This is a genomic window from Nostoc sp. (assembly GCF_036916575.1).
In the GTDB taxonomy this organism is placed as follows: Bacteria; Cyanobacteriota; Cyanobacteriia; order Cyanobacteriales; family Nostocaceae; genus Nostoc.
Genome location: NZ_JBALGC010000017.1, coordinates 143,325 through 161,186 on the forward strand (window position 1 = coordinate 143,325; position 17,862 = coordinate 161,186).

Sequence of the window (17,862 nt, forward strand, 5' to 3'; positions counted from 1 at the left end):
ATTCACGGATTTTACAGTCCCTAAATGTATGGTAGGGACTGAAATAGCGTTACTGGCCGACAATTCTTGCTGGCATGATCTTTGGAGTTGACCTTTTGAGGATCTGCTCATGCCATTTTTCTTCTCTCCATCTTCAATAAAAGTTGTCAAGTACCAGTTTATTTTGCAGTTAGTATTTGGAAATAGCTTTTATATTGGTACTCTAGTCCTCCGTATGAAACGTAGCAGATTTTGTTTGGTGGATAGTATTTCCCAGGTGCATATCCCGTAGAAAGGATGGCTCTGCAAACATATAATGTGTTTTTACCATTATCTTCATTGCCCCCCCAAACTCGATCATTAGGCAACTTCTTCCACGAACTTTGAAAATTTATCCATTTCCAGTTATTTCCTGTTAGTACACGATATTTTGTGTAATGATATTCTTTACCTCCCCACGGAATGTAGCAATATTTATAATTTGGTGCTGCAATCTTTCCAGGTGTATACTCCCCATCATGTATAGCTTGACAAACATATAGTTTAGTTCCATTTTGACTGCCACCTACAACAGCATTACGAGGTAAAGTTCCGCTTTTTCCTGGAGTCCATAAAACACCCGCTAATGCAGGTAATCCTATAGAAACTGTTATTCCAACTGCTAGCAGTGTAGCGATCCGATTAAATTTTATTAAATTTGTTGCGATAGCTTTTAATTGCATATTTGATAAACTCCCAATTTTTATAAAAATCGTAAAATCAACCTTTTGGAGAGGGTGAATAATAAATTAATCTTTGAAAATAATCAACTTATTAAAAAACATATTTAATATTTTCATGTGTTATTATGCGTTCTTAAAATAAAAATTTACATTATTACAAGATTCAGTAAACCAAAAAGTATTTAGAAGCCTTACAATCTGGACATTTCAGCTAAAGCTCCTACCTCGCCAATTCAAGAGCAAGTCATCTCGCTACCTCACCACTGCCCTACCACTGTTGCAGCGATCGCTTTTGGAGATAGGTATGCCAGCATCACCAAACCTTGTCCATGATAGGTGGATGGAAAATTAGGGATTCACCTTTCGGTAGATTTAGACAGAATCATCAAAACTGTATATTTGGATGAGATAACACATAATTAGCCACAAAACCTCATGCCAAATCAGTAATTTCAATATCAACAGATGTAATTTTGATTGAATTCTAGTTAATTTGTTCCTTAAGTTCCTCATCAGCCATGACATCCCCTGAGCCTCAAACTGATTTTGGAGATAAACCTCCGCAAAACTCATTTGAGCCACCTTCTGGAAAACGGCGGTGGCTTTGGTTATTTTTACCTGCACTACTATTGTTAGGGGGCGGAACAGCTATAGCTTGGCGTTTGCTCACTCCGCAAAATTCAGCACCTTCAACTGCAAATGCTCAACCTCTAGGGGTAAGAGTAAAAATATCGACAGTACAAAGCGGCATAATTGAAGAAAGTTCAGATTTTATTGCTAGCCTAAAGTCTCAACGCTCACTCACGCTCCAACCGAGGATTCAGGGCCAAGTTACCCAGATATTTGTCAAATCGGGAGATCCAGTTGCACCAGGAACGGCAATTCTCCAAGTAGATTCTACGCCACAAGCAGCGATCGCTCCAAGCAATGCTGTGCCTCAAGCATTTATACTACAACTGGAAAATGCCCGCGCTACACTCAAATCTCTGGAAGCACAACGACCATCCTACGTTGCGAATGTGCAATTGTACCAGCAGAATTACGAAAAGTTTGTCACCCTAGCTGAGGAAGGAGCCGTGTCTCGGCAGACTCGCAATCAGTTTGCTGATCGCCTCGCCAATGCTAAGACTAATCTTGATGCAATTGATTCCAGAATTCAAGCACAACGAACCACCATATTGCAGGCTGAAAAATCCTTGCAGCAAGGTAATGTAAATACTCAAAAACAACAAGTCCAACTTCAGTATGACAAAATTACCTCTCCCTTTAGTGGTACAGTTGGCAACATCACAGTGAAAGTCGGTGATTTAGTTAATACTTCCACACAATTAGTTAATATCACACAAAATCGACCTTTAGAAGTCAATATCTCAGTGCCACTACAGCAAGGGGCCCTATTGCGTAAAGGAATGCCAGTAGAGGTCATGAACACACAAGGTCAAAAGCTTGGTAGAAGTAGGGTATATTTCATTGCACCTAATGCCAGTAATCAAACACAAGGAATACTGATCAAAGCACTTTTTAACAACCCTAATGGTCAGCTACGTGCAGATCAATTAGTAAGGGCTAGAGTGTTCTGGAATCAGCGCCCCGGAGTTTTAATCCCCACAACAGCAATGACTCGTGTAGCTGGGGACACTTTTGTCTATGTAGTTGAAACCGAAAAATCTCCCCAAGGTGTATCCCAACAAGTAGCTCGGCAAAGGCGAGTGAAGCTAGGCGAAATTAAAGGTAATAATTACCAAGTTATTGAAGGATTACAGCCAGAAGATAAAGTTATTATTTCAGGGTTGCTCAATCTCAGGGATGGTGTTGCGATCGTTCCAGAATCTTAATTAAGGAAAGTGGGGAGATGAGGGAGTAGGGGAGAAGTTCTCAATCTTGTCTCCTACCAATGCTCACCCAAGAGCGTTAACTATAGCGCTTATCTTTTGTATGCAATACACTCTGACCTCTCTCCTAAGAGAGAGCATTCATGAAAATTTAAGATATAACTCGTTTTATTAATAGTGATTACGCTGTAAATTATCTATGCTATCGAGTATCTAATTAAGCTTTATACTAAGCTTTAACGCAAGGATGAACGATACTTTTAAATGTGACGCGTAAGCGTAGCTAGCCTTCTCTACTATACGCTATCCGAACGGCATCGCAGGCTGAAAATTTGCGTTTCTAACCTGGATTTTGACGAATTTTAAGCCCCATTACTTATTGACAAATGGTTAATGACTTTAACCTGTCACCAATAGGTAAAGGTAAACAATTAACTTATTAATTAAGGGAGATAAACAATTATGTCAGTGCAAGTCATCCAATCTAAGTGTAGTTTAGTTTTAACTTGTTTACTTGGACAAATAATCTTGTTTGCTGCGCCAGTACAAGCTGGAGTGGAGGGCAAAAGTTACAATGTCAATGTTAATTCAAGTCTGGGAGATAATTTTACTGCTTGTTTTGAATTTAACAACGATGGTAGCAGCCTACGCTTTGTTGGACTAGACGCTACTTATAGCCGTACAAATCTAGGTCAGGATCAGAGAAATTGGCAAGCAGTCACACAACCAACTTCAGAAGTAAGTATTGCACTTAGCGGTGAAGTAACAGGAGACTTTATTCCAGATCGGAGGATAAGTGGTAATGCTATCAATTCCAACGGCACTACTTTTACATTTAATGGAACACGCTTATCTGAGCCAACATGTCCGCCGATTATGATTGAAGGGATAGGTTCACAAAATCCCTTCTTAAAATAATTTAATCTACGCAGATTTGATAAACCAGATGAGCTTTTGGTTAACGAAGACAGACAATTTATAAAAGATGTTTGTAGATTATGGTCAAGACAATACCTGCGTTATCAGCACTGAAATTCTGTCAAGTTCGGTAGGGCGATTGGGTTTAGATCAAAGAACGCTCAGGCATCCAATTTAGCTCAACATATTCAACAATATTCGCCAAGTCGCATCAAACCTTAATCTGCCATGAAGAGAGCGCACGTATCCTCTGCTCTTGCAAAGTATTTTCATTTCTCCCGCCTGACGGTTACTTGAAGTCACTGGCGGGATTTTGATTTGCTGTTTGTTCGATCAACGCAGCATTCTTTGGACTGAGATACTGAGAAGCGCTATAAATAGTCCCTTCTATAGGACTCATATCTAATTTCTGAACAAAATTTCAGATAAAACCCTGATAAAACGGACTTTTCAGTCTCAGTATATTTTTAGAAATAAAATCGGATTCCTATATCAGCGATCGCTAAATTTAATCTTGGTACAGTACTTTAACAGCAGATAATTACTTTGGTGAACCAAAATAAAACCAGATTAATCTATGGCATCTTTAGCTGGAAAAGTCGCAATTATCACTGGTGCATCGCGGGGAATTGGACGAGCGATCGCACTCAAGTTAGCTGGGAACGGCGCATCTATTGTCGTTAACTATGCGGGTAATGCAGGCAAAGCACAGGAAGTTGTTGCGGAAATTGAAAAGTTGGGAGTACAAGCGATCGCTATCCAAGCTGATGTTAGCAAAGTACCCGACATCCAACGGTTATTTGAGCAAACACTTGAACGCTTCGGTAAAGTCGATATTTTGGTCAATAACGCCGGAATTGCCTTTTATAAACCAATTAGTCAGGTGAGTGAAGAAGATTTTGACAAGATTTTTGCCATTAACGTCAAAGGCACTTATTTTACTTGCAAACAAGCCGCGCAACACATGGCAGAAGGGGGACGGATTATCAATTTTTCCTCATCAACCACGGCGATGATGCTGCCAACTTATAGTGCCTATGTAGGAACCAAGGGTGCTGTTGAACAAATCACGCGGGTACTAGCTAAAGAATTGGGTGCAAAAGCGATCGCAGTCAATGTTATTTCTCCTGGCCCCACCGATACAGAACTATTCCGAGAAGGCAAAACACAAGAACAGATAGACCATTTAGCCCAAATGGCTGCTTTTGGTAAACTGGGAGAGGTGGAAGAAATCGCCGACGTAGTAGCATTTCTTGCCAGCGACGAAGCTAGGTGGATCACTGGGCAAAACATCCGTGTAAACGGTGGAACCGCGTGAGATGATCAAAGCTATGTTCATGAATGCGATATTGTCTGTTTCAAAACGTGAGCAGGGGAAGCAGAAGGAGAGAAAAAATGCTTAACTCAAGCGTATTGAGGGATAACCAACCTCAACCCTCCAAGAAAGTTATCAGTTGAGGCCAGCTGTTTTTGAGAGGAAGAGCAGTTATTAAGCAGTTTTTGAGAAAGAATTATTGCTCAATAACTCTTTTTCCTCAAGAGCCTCAACAGCTTATCCGAACCGTATTAGGATACCTCTGTGTGATTAGGGCAAGGTTTTTAGATAGGGCAAGGTAAAAAAAAGGGTGGGTTTGTTTTTGCTAGTCGATGCAATCGCATTGTGAATCGATACAATCGCATTGTAGGGCGATACAATCACATACTGAACAAATACGTTTAGGGAATGAGAGTCTTTTCAATGCGACGGTCAGGGATAAGCCACATGACCGCAACTAAAACGTACAATGCACAGGCAAACCATGAGTTCATAAATGCAAGTGGAATTGCCACAGCATAAAACACCACCGATGCTTTTTCCTTAAAGGTTCCACCTACTGCGATCGCTAGAGCCGAATCCGTACCGTGGTGATAAATGAGGACGCGGGTAAGAATGAAGTAAGCGATCGCAGCCAACAACAATACCGTACCATAAAGGGCAACTGGCATAGCAGCAAAGTGATTCTCGCCCATCCAGCCAGTGACGAAGGGGATTAGCGATAACCAAAACAGCAGATGCAGATTAGCCCAAAGGATATGCCCATTAACGTGCCGGACTGCCTGTAATAGATGATGGTGATTGTTCCAGTAGATGCCGATAAAAATAAAACTCAGCACATAGCTCAGAAATACCGAGATTAGGGGACGCAGCGCGGCTAAATTGAACCCATGCGGCACTTTGATTTCCAGCACCATAATAGTGATGATGATGGCAATCACCCCATCACTGAATGCCTCTAATCTCCCTTTTACCATATACGCATTCCTTTTCTATTTACTTGAGAGTAAGTTGTAACACTCTGCACTTTATCGTACCAAGTAGCCGCCATTGATGAAGATTGTCTGCACGACAATATGCTATGGTCGTTTTCCCTTAAGCTACTCCATACCCTGTATACGGACGTATTTTCTTTCGGCACACCAATTTCTACTAATTCCCGCGCAATATCTACATCAGTCATATTACGCTGAATTCAAATCTTTCCATCTTTAATATCCTTACGTTCGTAGGCAATTTTCAAAGACCTGTAACTACCTCTGATACATTGATGTTAGGGAAATAGCGGCTACTGGTTTCAACAGTGTAGATATCGCCTTGCAATCTGTAAATCACAAGCTGGTTTTTCCTCAACAACCAAACTTCTGGTACTCGATAAGACAGGTAGTCATTCACATCCGTGTAGCTGGTGATGTCTATCTCTACCACCAAATCGGGAGATGGATCAACGCCCCAATTGATGCGGTTTTTACCTGCAATTGCCTGTTAAGCGCTGCAACAAACTTTTATGGGAATCATAGGTAAGATTAAACAGATTTCTAAATCAACACTTGAATTGCTTAGAGAAGATCCACTTCTTGTTTCTGCATTTCGTGATGCTAAATGGTTAGTAAAATCAACTTATGGGATAGGAGATGAAAAAACCAAACAAGAAGTGAAAGCGCGATTTGGTAAATTGCCTAAAAGTCAGGGTTTAAGCAGGTTCATTCCTGGAAATCGCAAACAGTGGAAAAAAAATTATGACTGGCAATTACTAGAACAACAGTTTCTTACTGAATGGGAAAACCCCGAACTAGATTTACACAAAGATTGGCTGGAATTAACGTTTCTATTAGCTGGGTATGTTCCTGGCTATTATGCTACCTCTCAAGGGAAAATTCCAGAATTGATCGTAGATAAAGGATATAAGAAAGATTTCCTGCCATTTTTAGTAATAGAAAACTCTGCATGGGATGGTATGCCTTTAGTTAATGCCTTTGGTGCTGGCACAGAAATTAGTGATGAAACTGGCTATGGGCCGATTCGGTATCTATCATCAGGTGATGAAGTTGGACAAATTCTTGATGGGTTATTAGAACTTTCACAAGAGGGGTTTCAGAATCGTTTCATCCGAGAATCACAGAAATCAGAACCAGTTCCCTGGATTGACTGGTCTGAAGGAGAAATGTTGGATTGGATGACAGATTACTACAACGAAATTGTTGATTACTACCAAAGTACTGTTAGGCAGCAGAAGGCTCTCCTACTTTACCTGACATAACTTTTGTAATGCCTTAGTAATCACTTGCTGCGACTGAAAAATACAGCAGCGACAATAATTAAACCTAAAAGTACCAAGGGAACCCAGAGATTAGGGATATCTGACAAACTCATAATTAATTCAAAAAAGTAGGACTGAAAGGTTTAGCTGGTCGTTACAGCAGTTTTATGTATTTGAACCACATCTTTCGTAGGGGCACAGCAATGCTGTGCCCGTAGAATGTAGTCTATTTACCTGAAAATAGCTGTAATAATGCACAAGTTGTCGTTACTAAACTAACTTCTGTTGTTATCACACAACAAGTTGTCGTTACTAAACTAACTTCTGTTGTTATCACACAACAAGTTGTCGTTACCACACTAACTTCTGTCGTTATCACACAACAAGTTGTCGTTACTAAACTAACTTCTGTCGTTAGCACAAAAACTTAAATTGTTAAGCCAATACCTCCTTTAGCAAATTCTTCAACCGTTTTTTCTGAAAATTCATGAGTAGCGATCGCTTGCAACATTGCCAATGGTAAAGTCAAATGATCCGCTCCGGCTTGCAATGAGGCGGCTGCTTCTTCGGGAGATTTAATACTAGCTGCCAAGATTTTAGTATCACTGCCTTGGAGTACCCTAGCCATATCCCGCACCAAAGCAATACCGTCACCTAACAACCGAGTCGCGCGATTTACATAAGCTATGGCAATTTTAGCTCCTGCTTCCCGTGCTACTGCTGCTTGTGCTGCACTGTAAATTGCTGTTACCGAACAGGTAATTTCTGGTGATAGACTCGCCACCACTTCAAAACCTAACGGTGTTGCGGGAATCTTCAAAATTGTTTGTGAACCAATAATCTCGAAAGCTTTTCTACCTTCAGCTAGCATAAGAGCTTTATCAGATGCCACAAGTTGATAGTATAAAGGACCAGAAGTCAAGCCAACCAATTTTTTGAGCGTGGTTTCTGGTGGAGTATCGCTTTGAGACAACAGCGTGGGATTTGTGGTAATGCCTTTCACCCATCCCCAAAGCTTAACAACTTCAGCTTCCGATGCGATCGCTGAGTCTAGATAAATTGTCATAATTCGTCCCCTTAATAGTCTTGCTATAACTCTGCATTCATATCTCGTGCGCTGTGAAGCACACAAAGCACTACAACGGTTTGATCTTAAATGGTAAAAAGAATCCGGTATACTCCCTTTCCCTTTCCGTAAAGGAGTTGCCGTATTTCTTCTTCAAAGGCATCATCAATTGCAGCCAAGGCACATCTCGCCGGAAAGGTATCAAGGGATGCAACAGCGTCATTGATTTCATTTACCCACACTTTTGCTTTCTGTTGTGAGTTCGTTTTGACGAATCTACCTTGCTGCTACCTTGATATCAGCCTTTGTCACTGTGCAAATTTAGTTTACGCTTAATACGAGTGTAATACAAAGGTTTTTAGCTTAACAGCAACAACAAATATTGTACATTGTGTATTAATAACAACTGAACACAGATATTTTGACATCCTCTTTCAAGAGATAATTCTTCTTATACAGCAGCCTACACGGAGAACTTAATATGACATCTCCAGAAACAGTTACATGGCTACAAGAACGGACGACTTTAGGAATTCTCTCGCCTGAGGTGTTAAATGCGATCGCTCAAGTAATTGAAGAACAAGTTGTGCCACCCGAAACTGACTTAGTTAGCGAAGGCACTCCTCCAGAAGCGCTTTATATTCTTGTAGAAGGTCAACTCGAAAGCAATAGCACCAATGAAACCAACGCAGCCTTAGCTTGTGGATTCCTCCCTGGAGCAGTGATTCAACTTCAAGAATTGCTGTTGGATGAATTAACTCCATTCACAATTACTACGGTAACCGAATGTCACTTGTGGGTTGTGCCTGGTGATAAATTCCGTGAATTAGTCAGCCAATACCCCGAAATTGCTCTGGCTTTTTCCCGCCAATTGGTTCAAGAGTTAGCTGAGGTGACATCTGCACTTGGCTACGAACAAGAACGTTCCATTGCCTTGCGACCATATTTAGTTACCAAAGCGCAACGCGGAATTATCGGTACAAGTCGCTATGCGGTGCGGCTGCGGGAGCAAATTCGAGAAGCGGCTGCTGACCGCAAATCAGTGGATATTTTTGGAGAACCAGGGTTAGAAAAAGACAACATAGCAGCCCTAATCCATTTTGGTTCTCCGAAACGGCGAGAACCAATTATTAAAGTAAATTGTGGTATTCTCCAAACTAGTGGTGCAGATTTATTCGGTCGCGCTGGCGGCAAAGCAGGACTGTTGGAATGGTTGGGGGAAGGAACTCTAGTTCTCAACAACATTCAAGAATTGCCCGAAGAATTATTACCTCCAGTGACGCACTTACTCAAAACTGGCACATATACCCCCGTGGCTCGTTCTGGAGAACCAGCACCTGAACCTCGCCCCAGTAAAGCCAGAATTCTGATTGTTTCAGAAAAAACTCAGCCGACAATTGAACGTTCTGTTGGTCACATTATTAAAGTACCGCCGCTACGAGTGCGGAAAACCGATGTTCAGGCACAGGTTGAATATTATACTAGTCTCTACATTCGGGCTAGAGGCGTTCCGAAACCGCACATCACTCCAGAAGCTGTGCGTCGCCTCCAGTCGTATGATTTTCCTGGCAACCTCAAAGAATTGAAAAATCTGGTAGAACGGGCGATCGTGCAAGCGGAAGGTGCCAATGAATTAACAGAAGAAATTTTCTGGCCAGCCGAAATTAAGAAAAAACGATTTCGGGTAAATCTGTTAAATGCCTCTCCTCGTTTGCGGCGGTTTTTACGTAGTCCCTGGTGGCCCGATCGCATTAACTATGGTTTTACTGCAACGGCTTTTGCAATTATTGTTGCAGTCTTATTTATTGGCCCGCAAACCCGCGATCGCAATTTCGTATTAAATCTATTTTGGGCTTGGTGGTGGCCTTTCTTCTTATTTCTCTTTCCCTTTTTAGGACGTATCTGGTGTTCTGTTTGTCCCTTCATGATTTACGGGGAAATTACCCAAAAGTTATCTTTATGGCTGTGGCCTCGAAAACTCAAGCGCTGGCCGAGAGAAGAAGCTGAGAAATGGGGCGGATGGTTTCTCTTTGGATTATTTACCCTGATTTTTTTATGGGAAGAACTCTGGCATTTAGAAAATACTGCTTACCTTAGCGCATGTTTACTGCTGTTAATTACGGCTGGGGCAATGATTTTCTCTGCCATTTTTGAGCGGCGGTTTTGGTGTCGTTATCTCTGCCCCATTGGTGGGATGAATGGTTTATTTGCCAAACTCTCAATGACAGAACTCCGCGCACAGCAAGGTATTTGCTCTGCCACTTGCACCACTTATCAGTGCTATAAAGGCGGGCCGCAAAAGGGTGAAGGGCTGGAAACTAATGGATGTCCCTTATATTCCCACCCAGCGCAGTTGGAAGATAACCGAGATTGCGTACTGTGCATGACTTGTCTGAAAGCCTGTCCCCATCGTTCCGTTGAGTTTAACTTGCGTCCCCCTGGTATTGAATTGTGGACAACTCATGTACCCCGTACCTACGAAGTAGCATTATTGTTTTTGCTGTTGGGTGGGATATATCTGCATCGCTTGCCAGAATTGCAATCTTGGTTGGGGTTACAACTGGATTTAACTAACTTTTGGCAGCACTTGGGATTATCGCTGCTAGTGTTAATTATCCCAGCGATTTTTACCTTTGCTGTATATGGCTTACTGAAACTGTTGAACTTTAACCGGAAACCAAAATCATTTGTAGAGCTTGCCTATGGCTACCTACCATTAGTTTTAGGAGGAAATTTGGCTCACTATCTGCGCTTAGGCTTAGGCGAAGGCGGGCGGATTTTACCTGTGACCTTTGCTACTCTTGGGTTGAGTGGTGAACAATTGCCAATATTGGTTGCTCACCCGGCTGTGATTGCCTTTTTGCAAGGTGCGACGATAATTTTCTCAGTGTTGCTGACTATATTATTAACGCAAAAGATTGCCAAGCAACCAGTGCGATCACTCATGCTGCAACATCTAGCAGCGATTGGGTTGGGAGTTAGTATGTGGGCGATTATCGTCTTTTGAGATCACCAAGGCTATCTCGTTTCCAGGTTCTACCTGGAAATGCACCTTCATTGCGGCTCTGCCGCTTTTGTGGGAGGCAGAGCTTCATTTTAGGCATTCCTAGTCTCTGACTAGGAACGAGCAAGGCAACCAGTACGTACACCAAAGGGGTTAGCGAAGCGATCGCTCATGCTGCAACACCTAGCAGTGATTAGATTGGGAGTTAGTATGTGGGCAATTATCGTCTTTTGAGCTTCACATATATTCCACCAGGCGGTTTCTAATTGCCTGGGCTAGGTGCAAAATGTGAGTTAAAAACATTCTTCCCTACGAACGTGATAGAAAATACTCATATGATTTTTCACTCATAGTATAAGGATTACAGATAATGAAAGTTCTAAAAAGATCCATCAAACCAACAACCTATATATCGTTTTTCCACATCTACCAAACTACTTGGGGGACTGCTGGTGATATTTGTTTAATCCGTGAATCTATAGCTAATGAAAGTACAGCGAAGTTTGTCGGTCACAAAATCGAGTTAGTAGTGCCAAAAGGGTTGGAGCGCGATCGCATCGCCAACTGTCCGATAATCAAAGTTGCAGGTAATGTCGGCGACGGACATCCGAAAGAGCATCCCTTGGAATGGGAGGTTTATGAAGGTGTAAATACAAAAATAGCTGAAGCGGCTCTCAAACCTTGGGGCTTCAAGTTAATTGAACTTTAATGTGGCAATCTGACAAGCTCAACCCGTTTTTATTCTTCTGAAACTATTTTTTCCCCTAGCGCTATCAAACATTGGCTCAAATGGAAAAATTCATATAATAGACATAGGAGTGAAATTAATTATGCGTTGCCCGAAATCCCTGATAGGCACAATTCATAAATAGTGCCTACGTCTTTTTTACTCCTATGTCTAATGTACTAAACCAGGCTTCTAAATCCGCGTTCGGCTTTGCCGTTCCCCCTTGGGGAATCGCCTGAAAATCTAACAATGCTTCACCGAGATTTTCTAATTGTTCTAAGGAGAGAGTTTCAATACGGTCTAGCACCTCTTGGGGTAATTCTCCCACCCTTCGAGTAAGCTGACGGAGAATCAGCGCTCGTTCTCGTTGTTCGCCGCGTTGTTCGCCTTCAGCGAGAATTTCTTGATAAATTACTGACTCGCGCATCATACCCTCCCGAAATAATTGTCGAATCAAGTCTTGATTGTATTTTAACCCCGCTAAAATTTGGGTGTAAGCGGAAATTTCTGGTCGTTGTCTTGGTTCAAGTTGATTAACTTTTACCACAACTTGTTGTAACAAAGCTTGGGGTTGCGTGGTTGCGGCTAGTGGTGCTAATGGTAACAAAGCTGGATCGTTGAGGAATGGTTCAGGATTTTCTTCCCATAAGCGAATCACGCGATATTCGTGATGAGTAGTTTCGACTGTAAAGGCAGTTTCAATTACCGTTTCTGGTGCAGGGGGAAGCAGTAATACGACAACTTATGTTACTGGTAGACGATACAAACGATACAAGCGTACCCAATAATCTAGCATCCGCAGAGGTAGGGGTGGCGTAGATTCTAGTTTGGTTTGAAATTCCAGGTGGAGAATGCGTCCTTGTAGTTGTAAAAATGTTACATAATCAGCGCAAATTGGTTCAATGCTCAATTCGGTTTTGAGGACTTTGACGGAAGTTTGTGGTGTACCCAAAACCCAACTGGCAAAACGTTCTGGATATTTTTCGGACAGTAGTTTGCAGAGGTTATCAAAGGACATTGACGATCGCCAACAATCGAACGAGGTATTGTTATTATCTCGTGCAGTGGTTTGAGTAGGCATCGCACCATCGCTCAAGCAAGCTCATTATTATACTTTGGGCGTATCTTTTTAAATTCTTGTAGTATTTACATTAATATTCCATTTCTAGCTAGGTTGAGTTATCAGACAGTAAAAAGATAACTGTGGCGGTTCCTGATTTATTAGTAAAAACCTAACTCCCTTCTCTTTCCCTACCAAGAAAAGGGCAGAAACAGCTTTTATTACTAAAGAAATTACGAATTATACTAATGCATTTGCGTTGCCCTTTTTCCTTTTTCTCTTTACCCTGGTGTTGACTTTCCTCCTCGCCCTGCCTTTGGTAAGTGCAAAAGAACAGCCTAAGCCCGAACCAGAAGCGTGGCAGATTAACAGTATCGTTGCTGCCCTTGATGATGGATATGACGGAGTAAAGAAACTCGCTTTTAATAAATTCAATGAATATGATCTAAAAAATTTGAAATTGGTGGTTCAAAAACCAGAGGATATTGCTCAAAAAGCTGCCAAAATACTCAACGATAAAACCGTTGACAATTATGTTCGTAGAGATGCAGCATCGGCATTGGGAAATCTGGGGGAGGCAGCCAAACCCTACGTCAAAGACATCGCTAACATCCTCAAGGATAAAACCGTTGACAATTATGTTCGTAGAGGTGCAGCATCAGCATTGGGAAATCTGGGGGAGGCAGCCAAACCCTACGTCAAAGACATCGCTAACATCCTCAAGGATAAAACCGTTGACGAAAAATTAGTTCAATATGCCGCCGATACCAAAGACCATACTGTGAGCGATACCTTCGTGCAATTGTTGCGCCCAAGGGTGTAATTCGTAATTAAGCTCATCCCACCCTTGAAGGAGTGGGCTTTCCCGCCGACTTTCTGTTTTCCCTCTGCGACAAGCGTTGCGGAACATGGGTATGAAGCCCCGCTCATAAGAGAGTGCTCATCTGGGGCGGAGTACAAGCTCCGTCTCAGTTTCTCCCCCTTGCCCCCTGCTAAGAGCTCCCCTGCCTCTTTTGACCTGGAACCAAGCTTAATAAATGAAGGCGGAGGAATTAACCACAACCCCAGTTGCGATCGCGCTCATGGTGACGGTTATGATCACGAATGTTGCGAAGGTTGTTATAGCGCTCATAACGGTAGTAATTTTCGCGCTCATAGCGGTAGTTCTGATCACGAATTCTGCGAATATTATGGCGATCATAGCGGTGGTTATAATCACGCTCATAACGGCGATTATAATCGCGCTCATAGCGGTGGTCATTGTAACGAATGTTGAGAAGGTCGTTCTCGCGGTAATAATCACCATGTCTGTGGTGACTACTGTGAAGTTCGTAGTTACCATCATCGTTGTGTTGATAGCCGTAGCTATCTAACCCAGCAAGATAATCCACTGGTGTATTAGCATTAGCATCAGCTTTTGGAGAAATACCCAAAGCTGATGCAGATGCTATCAAGCCAGCGAGCAAGATAGAGGTAAAGCGGTTCATGATGTCAGTCAAAAATTGTTGATAGTAATTTATGCAAATCCAGTCTGTTTAGGAAAAGCAGATTCCACAAGTGTTTGAATCAATCCTATCAATCTTGAATAACTCAAAAAGTTTTCTTGGGTGCAGTGATTGAGAAAGGTTTTGTTGTCTGTGATACTTTTTGATTTTCCAGATGCAGTGAAGAGTTAAAATTGAAACGAGTCTTTGAACTGGATGAATACACCTCTGAACTCCGTCAACGAGTCTTTGATACTCGTGAATGAGTCTTTCAACTCCGTTAACGAGTCTTTAAACTTCATTAATGAGCCTTGGGGAGACAGCTACGCTTTGGTGGGGTGGGGTTCTTGGGGTTTAATAAGTAATCAAGCGGACATGATATAAGAGGTTTTATTACGCAAAACCGTCCCTCTCCGACTTCCACAAGCACAGACTTGAAATTAGTTCAAGGCAGGAAGAGGTTCGTGGAACTAACGTGATATTAAATACATTACGTAAGCGTTCGCGTAGCGTCTCGTAGAGAAGCTCGTCGTAGACATTGCACCTTTGCCAAAACCTACCAGCTAGTACAACACGGCGGAAATAAACATACCCTTCGGGTTCACCAGTCGCCTGCGGCAGGGTTTCCCTCCTGCAGCGCTGGTTCACCATTTCAAATGGCGCAAAAGCCCGAAATACAATTATGCGTGACTTTTGACTTTTGACTTTTGACTTCCGCGCAGCGGTACTAGCCTCTATACCTACTAAACAAAACGCACACCAATTGTGATTAGTGTGCGTCTGCGGTTAGATTTTAAAAGTTCTCGAACTTAGCGATCGCATCCTTCATCTTATCTACCACCTCATCTACGGGTATGACTCCCAATTCCCCAGAAGCGCGGGTACGGATACTCAAGGTGTTGGTTTCCACTTCCTTTGCTCCCACCACTGCCATCACGGGTATTTTTTCTTTCTCTGCATTCCGAATCTGTTTACCCAAGCGATCGCCACTGGTATCAACTTCTGCACGGATGCCCAACGCTCTCATTTTCGTCACCACATCTTTAGCAAAGTCTAGCTGTGTGTCACCCACTGGCAGTAATCTAGCTTGCAATGGCGCTAACCATAAAGGGAAATCACCTGCATACTCTTCAATTAGAATCCCAATTAGCCGTTCCAGTGAACCAAAAGGCGCACGGTGAATCATTACTGGGCGTTTGCGAACACCATCTTCAGCGACGTACTCCAAATCAAACCGTTCTGGCAAAATGTAATCTACCTGCACAGTTCCTAATTGCCACTCCCGATCTAGGGCATCACTAAAGATAAAGTCAAGTTTTGGCCCATAAAATGCCGCTTCCCCAACTCCCTCAAAGTGTTCCATCCCCAAGGTTTCAACTGCACGGCGAATTGCACTTTCGGCTTTGTCCCAAACTTCATCGTCACCGATGTACTTATCACTAGCTGGATCGCGGAAACTGAGTCTAGCTTTAAAGTTCTTCAGTTGCAGTTTATTGAACACCGACAAAATCAAATCCACTACACTGAGGAATTCGCTATCTAGCTGTTCTGGAGTGACGAACAGGTGAGAATCATCCACAGTAAAACCGCGCACCCGCGTTAAGCCGCCCAATTCCCCTGATTGTTCATAGCGGTAAACAGTACCAAATTCTGCAAATCGCAAAGGTAGTTCCCGATAGGAGCGTAACTCACTCTTATATATTTGGATGTGAAAAGGGCAATTCATCGGCTTCAAGACAAAGCCCTCTTCTTTGGCAGCTGACTGCTGATCATCCGCCATTAAGGGGAACATATCTTCTTTATATTTCTGCCAATGTCCAGAGGTTTTAAATAAATCTACTCTGGCGATGTGAGGTGTTACTACAGGTAAATAACCCCGTTTTATCTGTTCTTGCTTGAGGAAGTCTTCTAAAGTACTCCGTAACAGAGTACCTTTGGGTGTCCACAAAGGTAAACCCGGCCCCACTTGGTCAGAAAATATAAATAATCCTAGTTCTTTACCCAGTTTCCGGTGATCTCGCCGTAGGGCTTCTTCTTTGCGTCGCTTATATTCAGTGAGTTGTTCTGGACTTTCCCAAGCGGTGGCGTAGATGCGTTGCAGTTGGGCTTTGGTTTCATCCCCACGCCAATAAGCGCCAGCAACGCTTTCTAGTTCAATTGCCTTCGGATTTAATTCACTGGTATTTTCCAGATGAGGCCCCGCACACAAATCCCACCATTCATTTCCCAGGTGGTAAATTGTGATTGGTTCCTCTTTGATATCTGCCAGGATTTCTAGCTTATAAGGTTCCTTAATTTCCTGAATCCGGCGTTCGGCTTCTTCGCGGCTGACTTCTTCTTGAATAACTGGCAACTTGCGATTGATAATCTTCACCATCTCTTTCTTGATGGTTTTGAGATCATTTTCGCTAAATGGTTCTGGGTTGTCGAAGTCATAGTAAAAACCGTTTTCAATCCAAGGGCCGATTGTAACTTGTGCCTTGGGAAACAGCTTTTGTACTGCCATTGCCATTACATGGGAAGCAGTGTGGCGAATCTTTTTTAAGTTGTCCGATTCGCTGGTACGCGGTAAATAAATTTTTTCAACTTGTTCTGAGGGTTCTGACTGATTCGATGATTTTAGCGACATTGGCTGCTGAACCATTGGCGAAGTGATTACAAAAGGTGATTTATCTGAATCTGTAGGCTTATTCAACTATAACGACTTTGATTTTTGCCAGTCCGGCTTTATGTTCCAACTACTGAATTAATTTTTAATCAGGGATAAAGATAAATTTTTGATTGCTTACCTGATTGTCAAATTCAGGATTCAACGCGATCACTAAATTATCTTATGAATTGCAACTCGGTGTCAGCTATGCCTATAGATGCCTCTCCAAAGGAACTGTACAAACCCGATATCAAGACTATATAATCAATTATGTGTTATTTGTTACAATTTATTACATCCTTTGAATTATGAAAGAAATCAAAAATATGTTAAGAAACATAAATAACGTTAATATTAGTAAGCAAGTTTGAAATATCCTTCTCATTTATGTCAGACTCGAATTTACCAGGGACTGAGTTGTTGAAAACGGTTTTAGACCCCCTGCTGGAAGATTTTCAGCATTGGTTTACGCGATCACGCCATTTACTCGAAACCGAGCAACTATCATTTATGAGTCACCAAGAGCAATCTGACTTGCTCTTGCGAGTTAAGCAAGCGCAGGATGAACTAAATACGGCGAAGATGCTATTTAATGCTACTGATAAACAAGTCGGAATTGATATGGCAACGTTAATGCCTTGGCATCAATTAGTAACAGAATGCTGGAATGTTGCAATGCGCTTTCGTCAAGGGCGTGAAGTCTAAGCAGCAGACGGGAGCATCTACTAAATTTCGGCACACTACTTAATGATGTCTAATGACAAGCCCCTTTGGGTCTACGCAAGATCCTAGATCAGTCGTTAAAGAGATAGTAAAATTTTCTTAACAATTTCTTAACAGTCTTT

The 17,862-nt window shown here is 42.2% G+C and carries 14 protein-coding genes and 1 pseudogene; 8 read left to right on the top strand and 7 right to left on the bottom strand.

Going from position 1 to position 17,862, the window contains the following annotated elements:
- Positions 1–158 precede the first annotated feature (158 nt).
- The gene (locus tag V7L29_RS06050; protein WP_334734855.1) at positions 159–701 is read right to left on the bottom strand and encodes a DUF3421 domain-containing protein; all 543 of its coding nucleotides are present in this window, start codon (positions 699–701) and stop codon (positions 159–161) included.
- A gap of 518 nt (positions 702–1,219) precedes the next feature.
- Here V7L29_RS06050 and V7L29_RS06055 point away from each other — a divergent pair.
- The 3 genes from V7L29_RS06055 to V7L29_RS06065 all read left to right on the top strand — a co-directional run bounded on the left by V7L29_RS06055 (position 1,220) and on the right by V7L29_RS06065 (position 4,769).
- Positions 1,220–2,536, top strand: a complete 1,317-nt coding sequence (locus tag V7L29_RS06055; protein ID WP_334692350.1) for an efflux RND transporter periplasmic adaptor subunit — start codon at positions 1,220–1,222, stop codon at positions 2,534–2,536.
- 459 nt (positions 2,537–2,995) lie between these two features.
- A complete protein-coding gene (locus tag V7L29_RS06060; RefSeq protein ID WP_334734856.1) occupies positions 2,996–3,451 on the top strand; it encodes a hypothetical protein in 456 nt (151 codons plus the stop codon).
- Between the two features lie 577 nt (positions 3,452–4,028).
- Positions 4,029–4,769, top strand: coding sequence for an SDR family oxidoreductase (locus V7L29_RS06065; RefSeq protein ID WP_334734857.1), 741 nt, complete (start codon positions 4,029–4,031; stop codon positions 4,767–4,769).
- Between the two features lie 398 nt (positions 4,770–5,167).
- Here the strand turns inward: V7L29_RS06065 and V7L29_RS06070 are convergent, their stop codons facing one another.
- Both V7L29_RS06070 and V7L29_RS06075 read right to left on the bottom strand, forming a co-directional pair.
- Positions 5,168–5,743 carry a TMEM175 family protein gene (locus V7L29_RS06070; RefSeq protein ID WP_334734858.1) on the bottom strand — a complete coding sequence of 192 codons (576 nt, stop codon included), beginning with the start codon at positions 5,741–5,743 and terminating at the stop codon, positions 5,168–5,170.
- Positions 5,744–6,005: 262 nt separating this feature from the next.
- On the bottom strand, positions 6,006–6,194 hold the full coding sequence (locus tag V7L29_RS06075; RefSeq protein ID WP_334734868.1) for a hypothetical protein: 189 nt from the start codon (positions 6,192–6,194) through the stop codon (positions 6,006–6,008).
- A 79-nt stretch (positions 6,195–6,273) separates the two neighbouring features.
- Between V7L29_RS06075 and V7L29_RS06080 the strand changes: the two genes are divergently transcribed.
- Positions 6,274–7,026, top strand: coding sequence for a DUF1877 family protein (locus V7L29_RS06080; protein ID WP_334734859.1), 753 nt, complete (start codon positions 6,274–6,276; stop codon positions 7,024–7,026).
- Between the two features lie 427 nt (positions 7,027–7,453).
- On the opposite strand, the gene V7L29_RS06085 is transcribed toward V7L29_RS06080, so the two are convergent.
- Positions 7,454–8,092 carry a transaldolase family protein gene (locus V7L29_RS06085; RefSeq protein WP_334692341.1) on the bottom strand — a complete coding sequence of 213 codons (639 nt, stop codon included), beginning with the start codon at positions 8,090–8,092 and terminating at the stop codon, positions 7,454–7,456.
- A gap of 481 nt (positions 8,093–8,573) precedes the next feature.
- On the opposite strand from V7L29_RS06085, the gene V7L29_RS06090 reads away from it, so the two are divergent.
- Together V7L29_RS06090 and V7L29_RS06095 are read left to right on the top strand one after the other, a co-directional pair.
- The gene (locus tag V7L29_RS06090) at positions 8,574–11,099 is read left to right on the top strand and encodes a cyclic nucleotide-binding domain-containing protein (protein WP_334734860.1); all 2,526 of its coding nucleotides are present in this window, start codon (positions 8,574–8,576) and stop codon (positions 11,097–11,099) included.
- 367 nt (positions 11,100–11,466) lie between these two features.
- Positions 11,467–11,805, top strand: coding sequence for a hypothetical protein (locus tag V7L29_RS06095; protein ID WP_334734861.1), 339 nt, complete (start codon positions 11,467–11,469; stop codon positions 11,803–11,805).
- 166 nt (positions 11,806–11,971) lie between these two features.
- Here V7L29_RS06095 and V7L29_RS06100 read toward each other — a convergent pair.
- A pseudogene (locus tag V7L29_RS06100) lies at positions 11,972–12,841 on the bottom strand (Rpn family recombination-promoting nuclease/putative transposase).
- Positions 12,842–13,115: 274 nt separating this feature from the next.
- Between V7L29_RS06100 and V7L29_RS06105 the strand changes: the two are divergent.
- Positions 13,116–13,706: a HEAT repeat domain-containing protein gene (locus V7L29_RS06105; RefSeq protein WP_442944143.1), complete on the top strand. Its 591-nt coding sequence runs from the start codon at positions 13,116–13,118 to the stop codon at positions 13,704–13,706.
- A gap of 229 nt (positions 13,707–13,935) precedes the next feature.
- Here the strand turns inward: V7L29_RS06105 and V7L29_RS06110 are convergent, their stop codons facing one another.
- Both V7L29_RS06110 and thrS read right to left on the bottom strand, forming a co-directional pair.
- Entirely contained in the window at positions 13,936–14,382 is a 447-nt protein-coding gene (locus V7L29_RS06110; protein ID WP_334734863.1) for a hypothetical protein, read from the bottom strand.
- 778 nt (positions 14,383–15,160) lie between these two features.
- Positions 15,161–17,011 carry a threonine--tRNA ligase gene (thrS, locus tag V7L29_RS06115; protein WP_334734864.1) on the bottom strand — a complete coding sequence of 617 codons (1,851 nt, stop codon included), beginning with the start codon at positions 17,009–17,011 and terminating at the stop codon, positions 15,161–15,163.
- A gap of 393 nt (positions 17,012–17,404) precedes the next feature.
- On the opposite strand from thrS, the gene V7L29_RS06120 reads away from it, so the two are divergent.
- On the top strand, positions 17,405–17,722 hold the full coding sequence (locus tag V7L29_RS06120; protein ID WP_334734865.1) for a DUF2605 domain-containing protein: 318 nt from the start codon (positions 17,405–17,407) through the stop codon (positions 17,720–17,722).
- Positions 17,723–17,862: the final 140 nt, after the last annotated feature.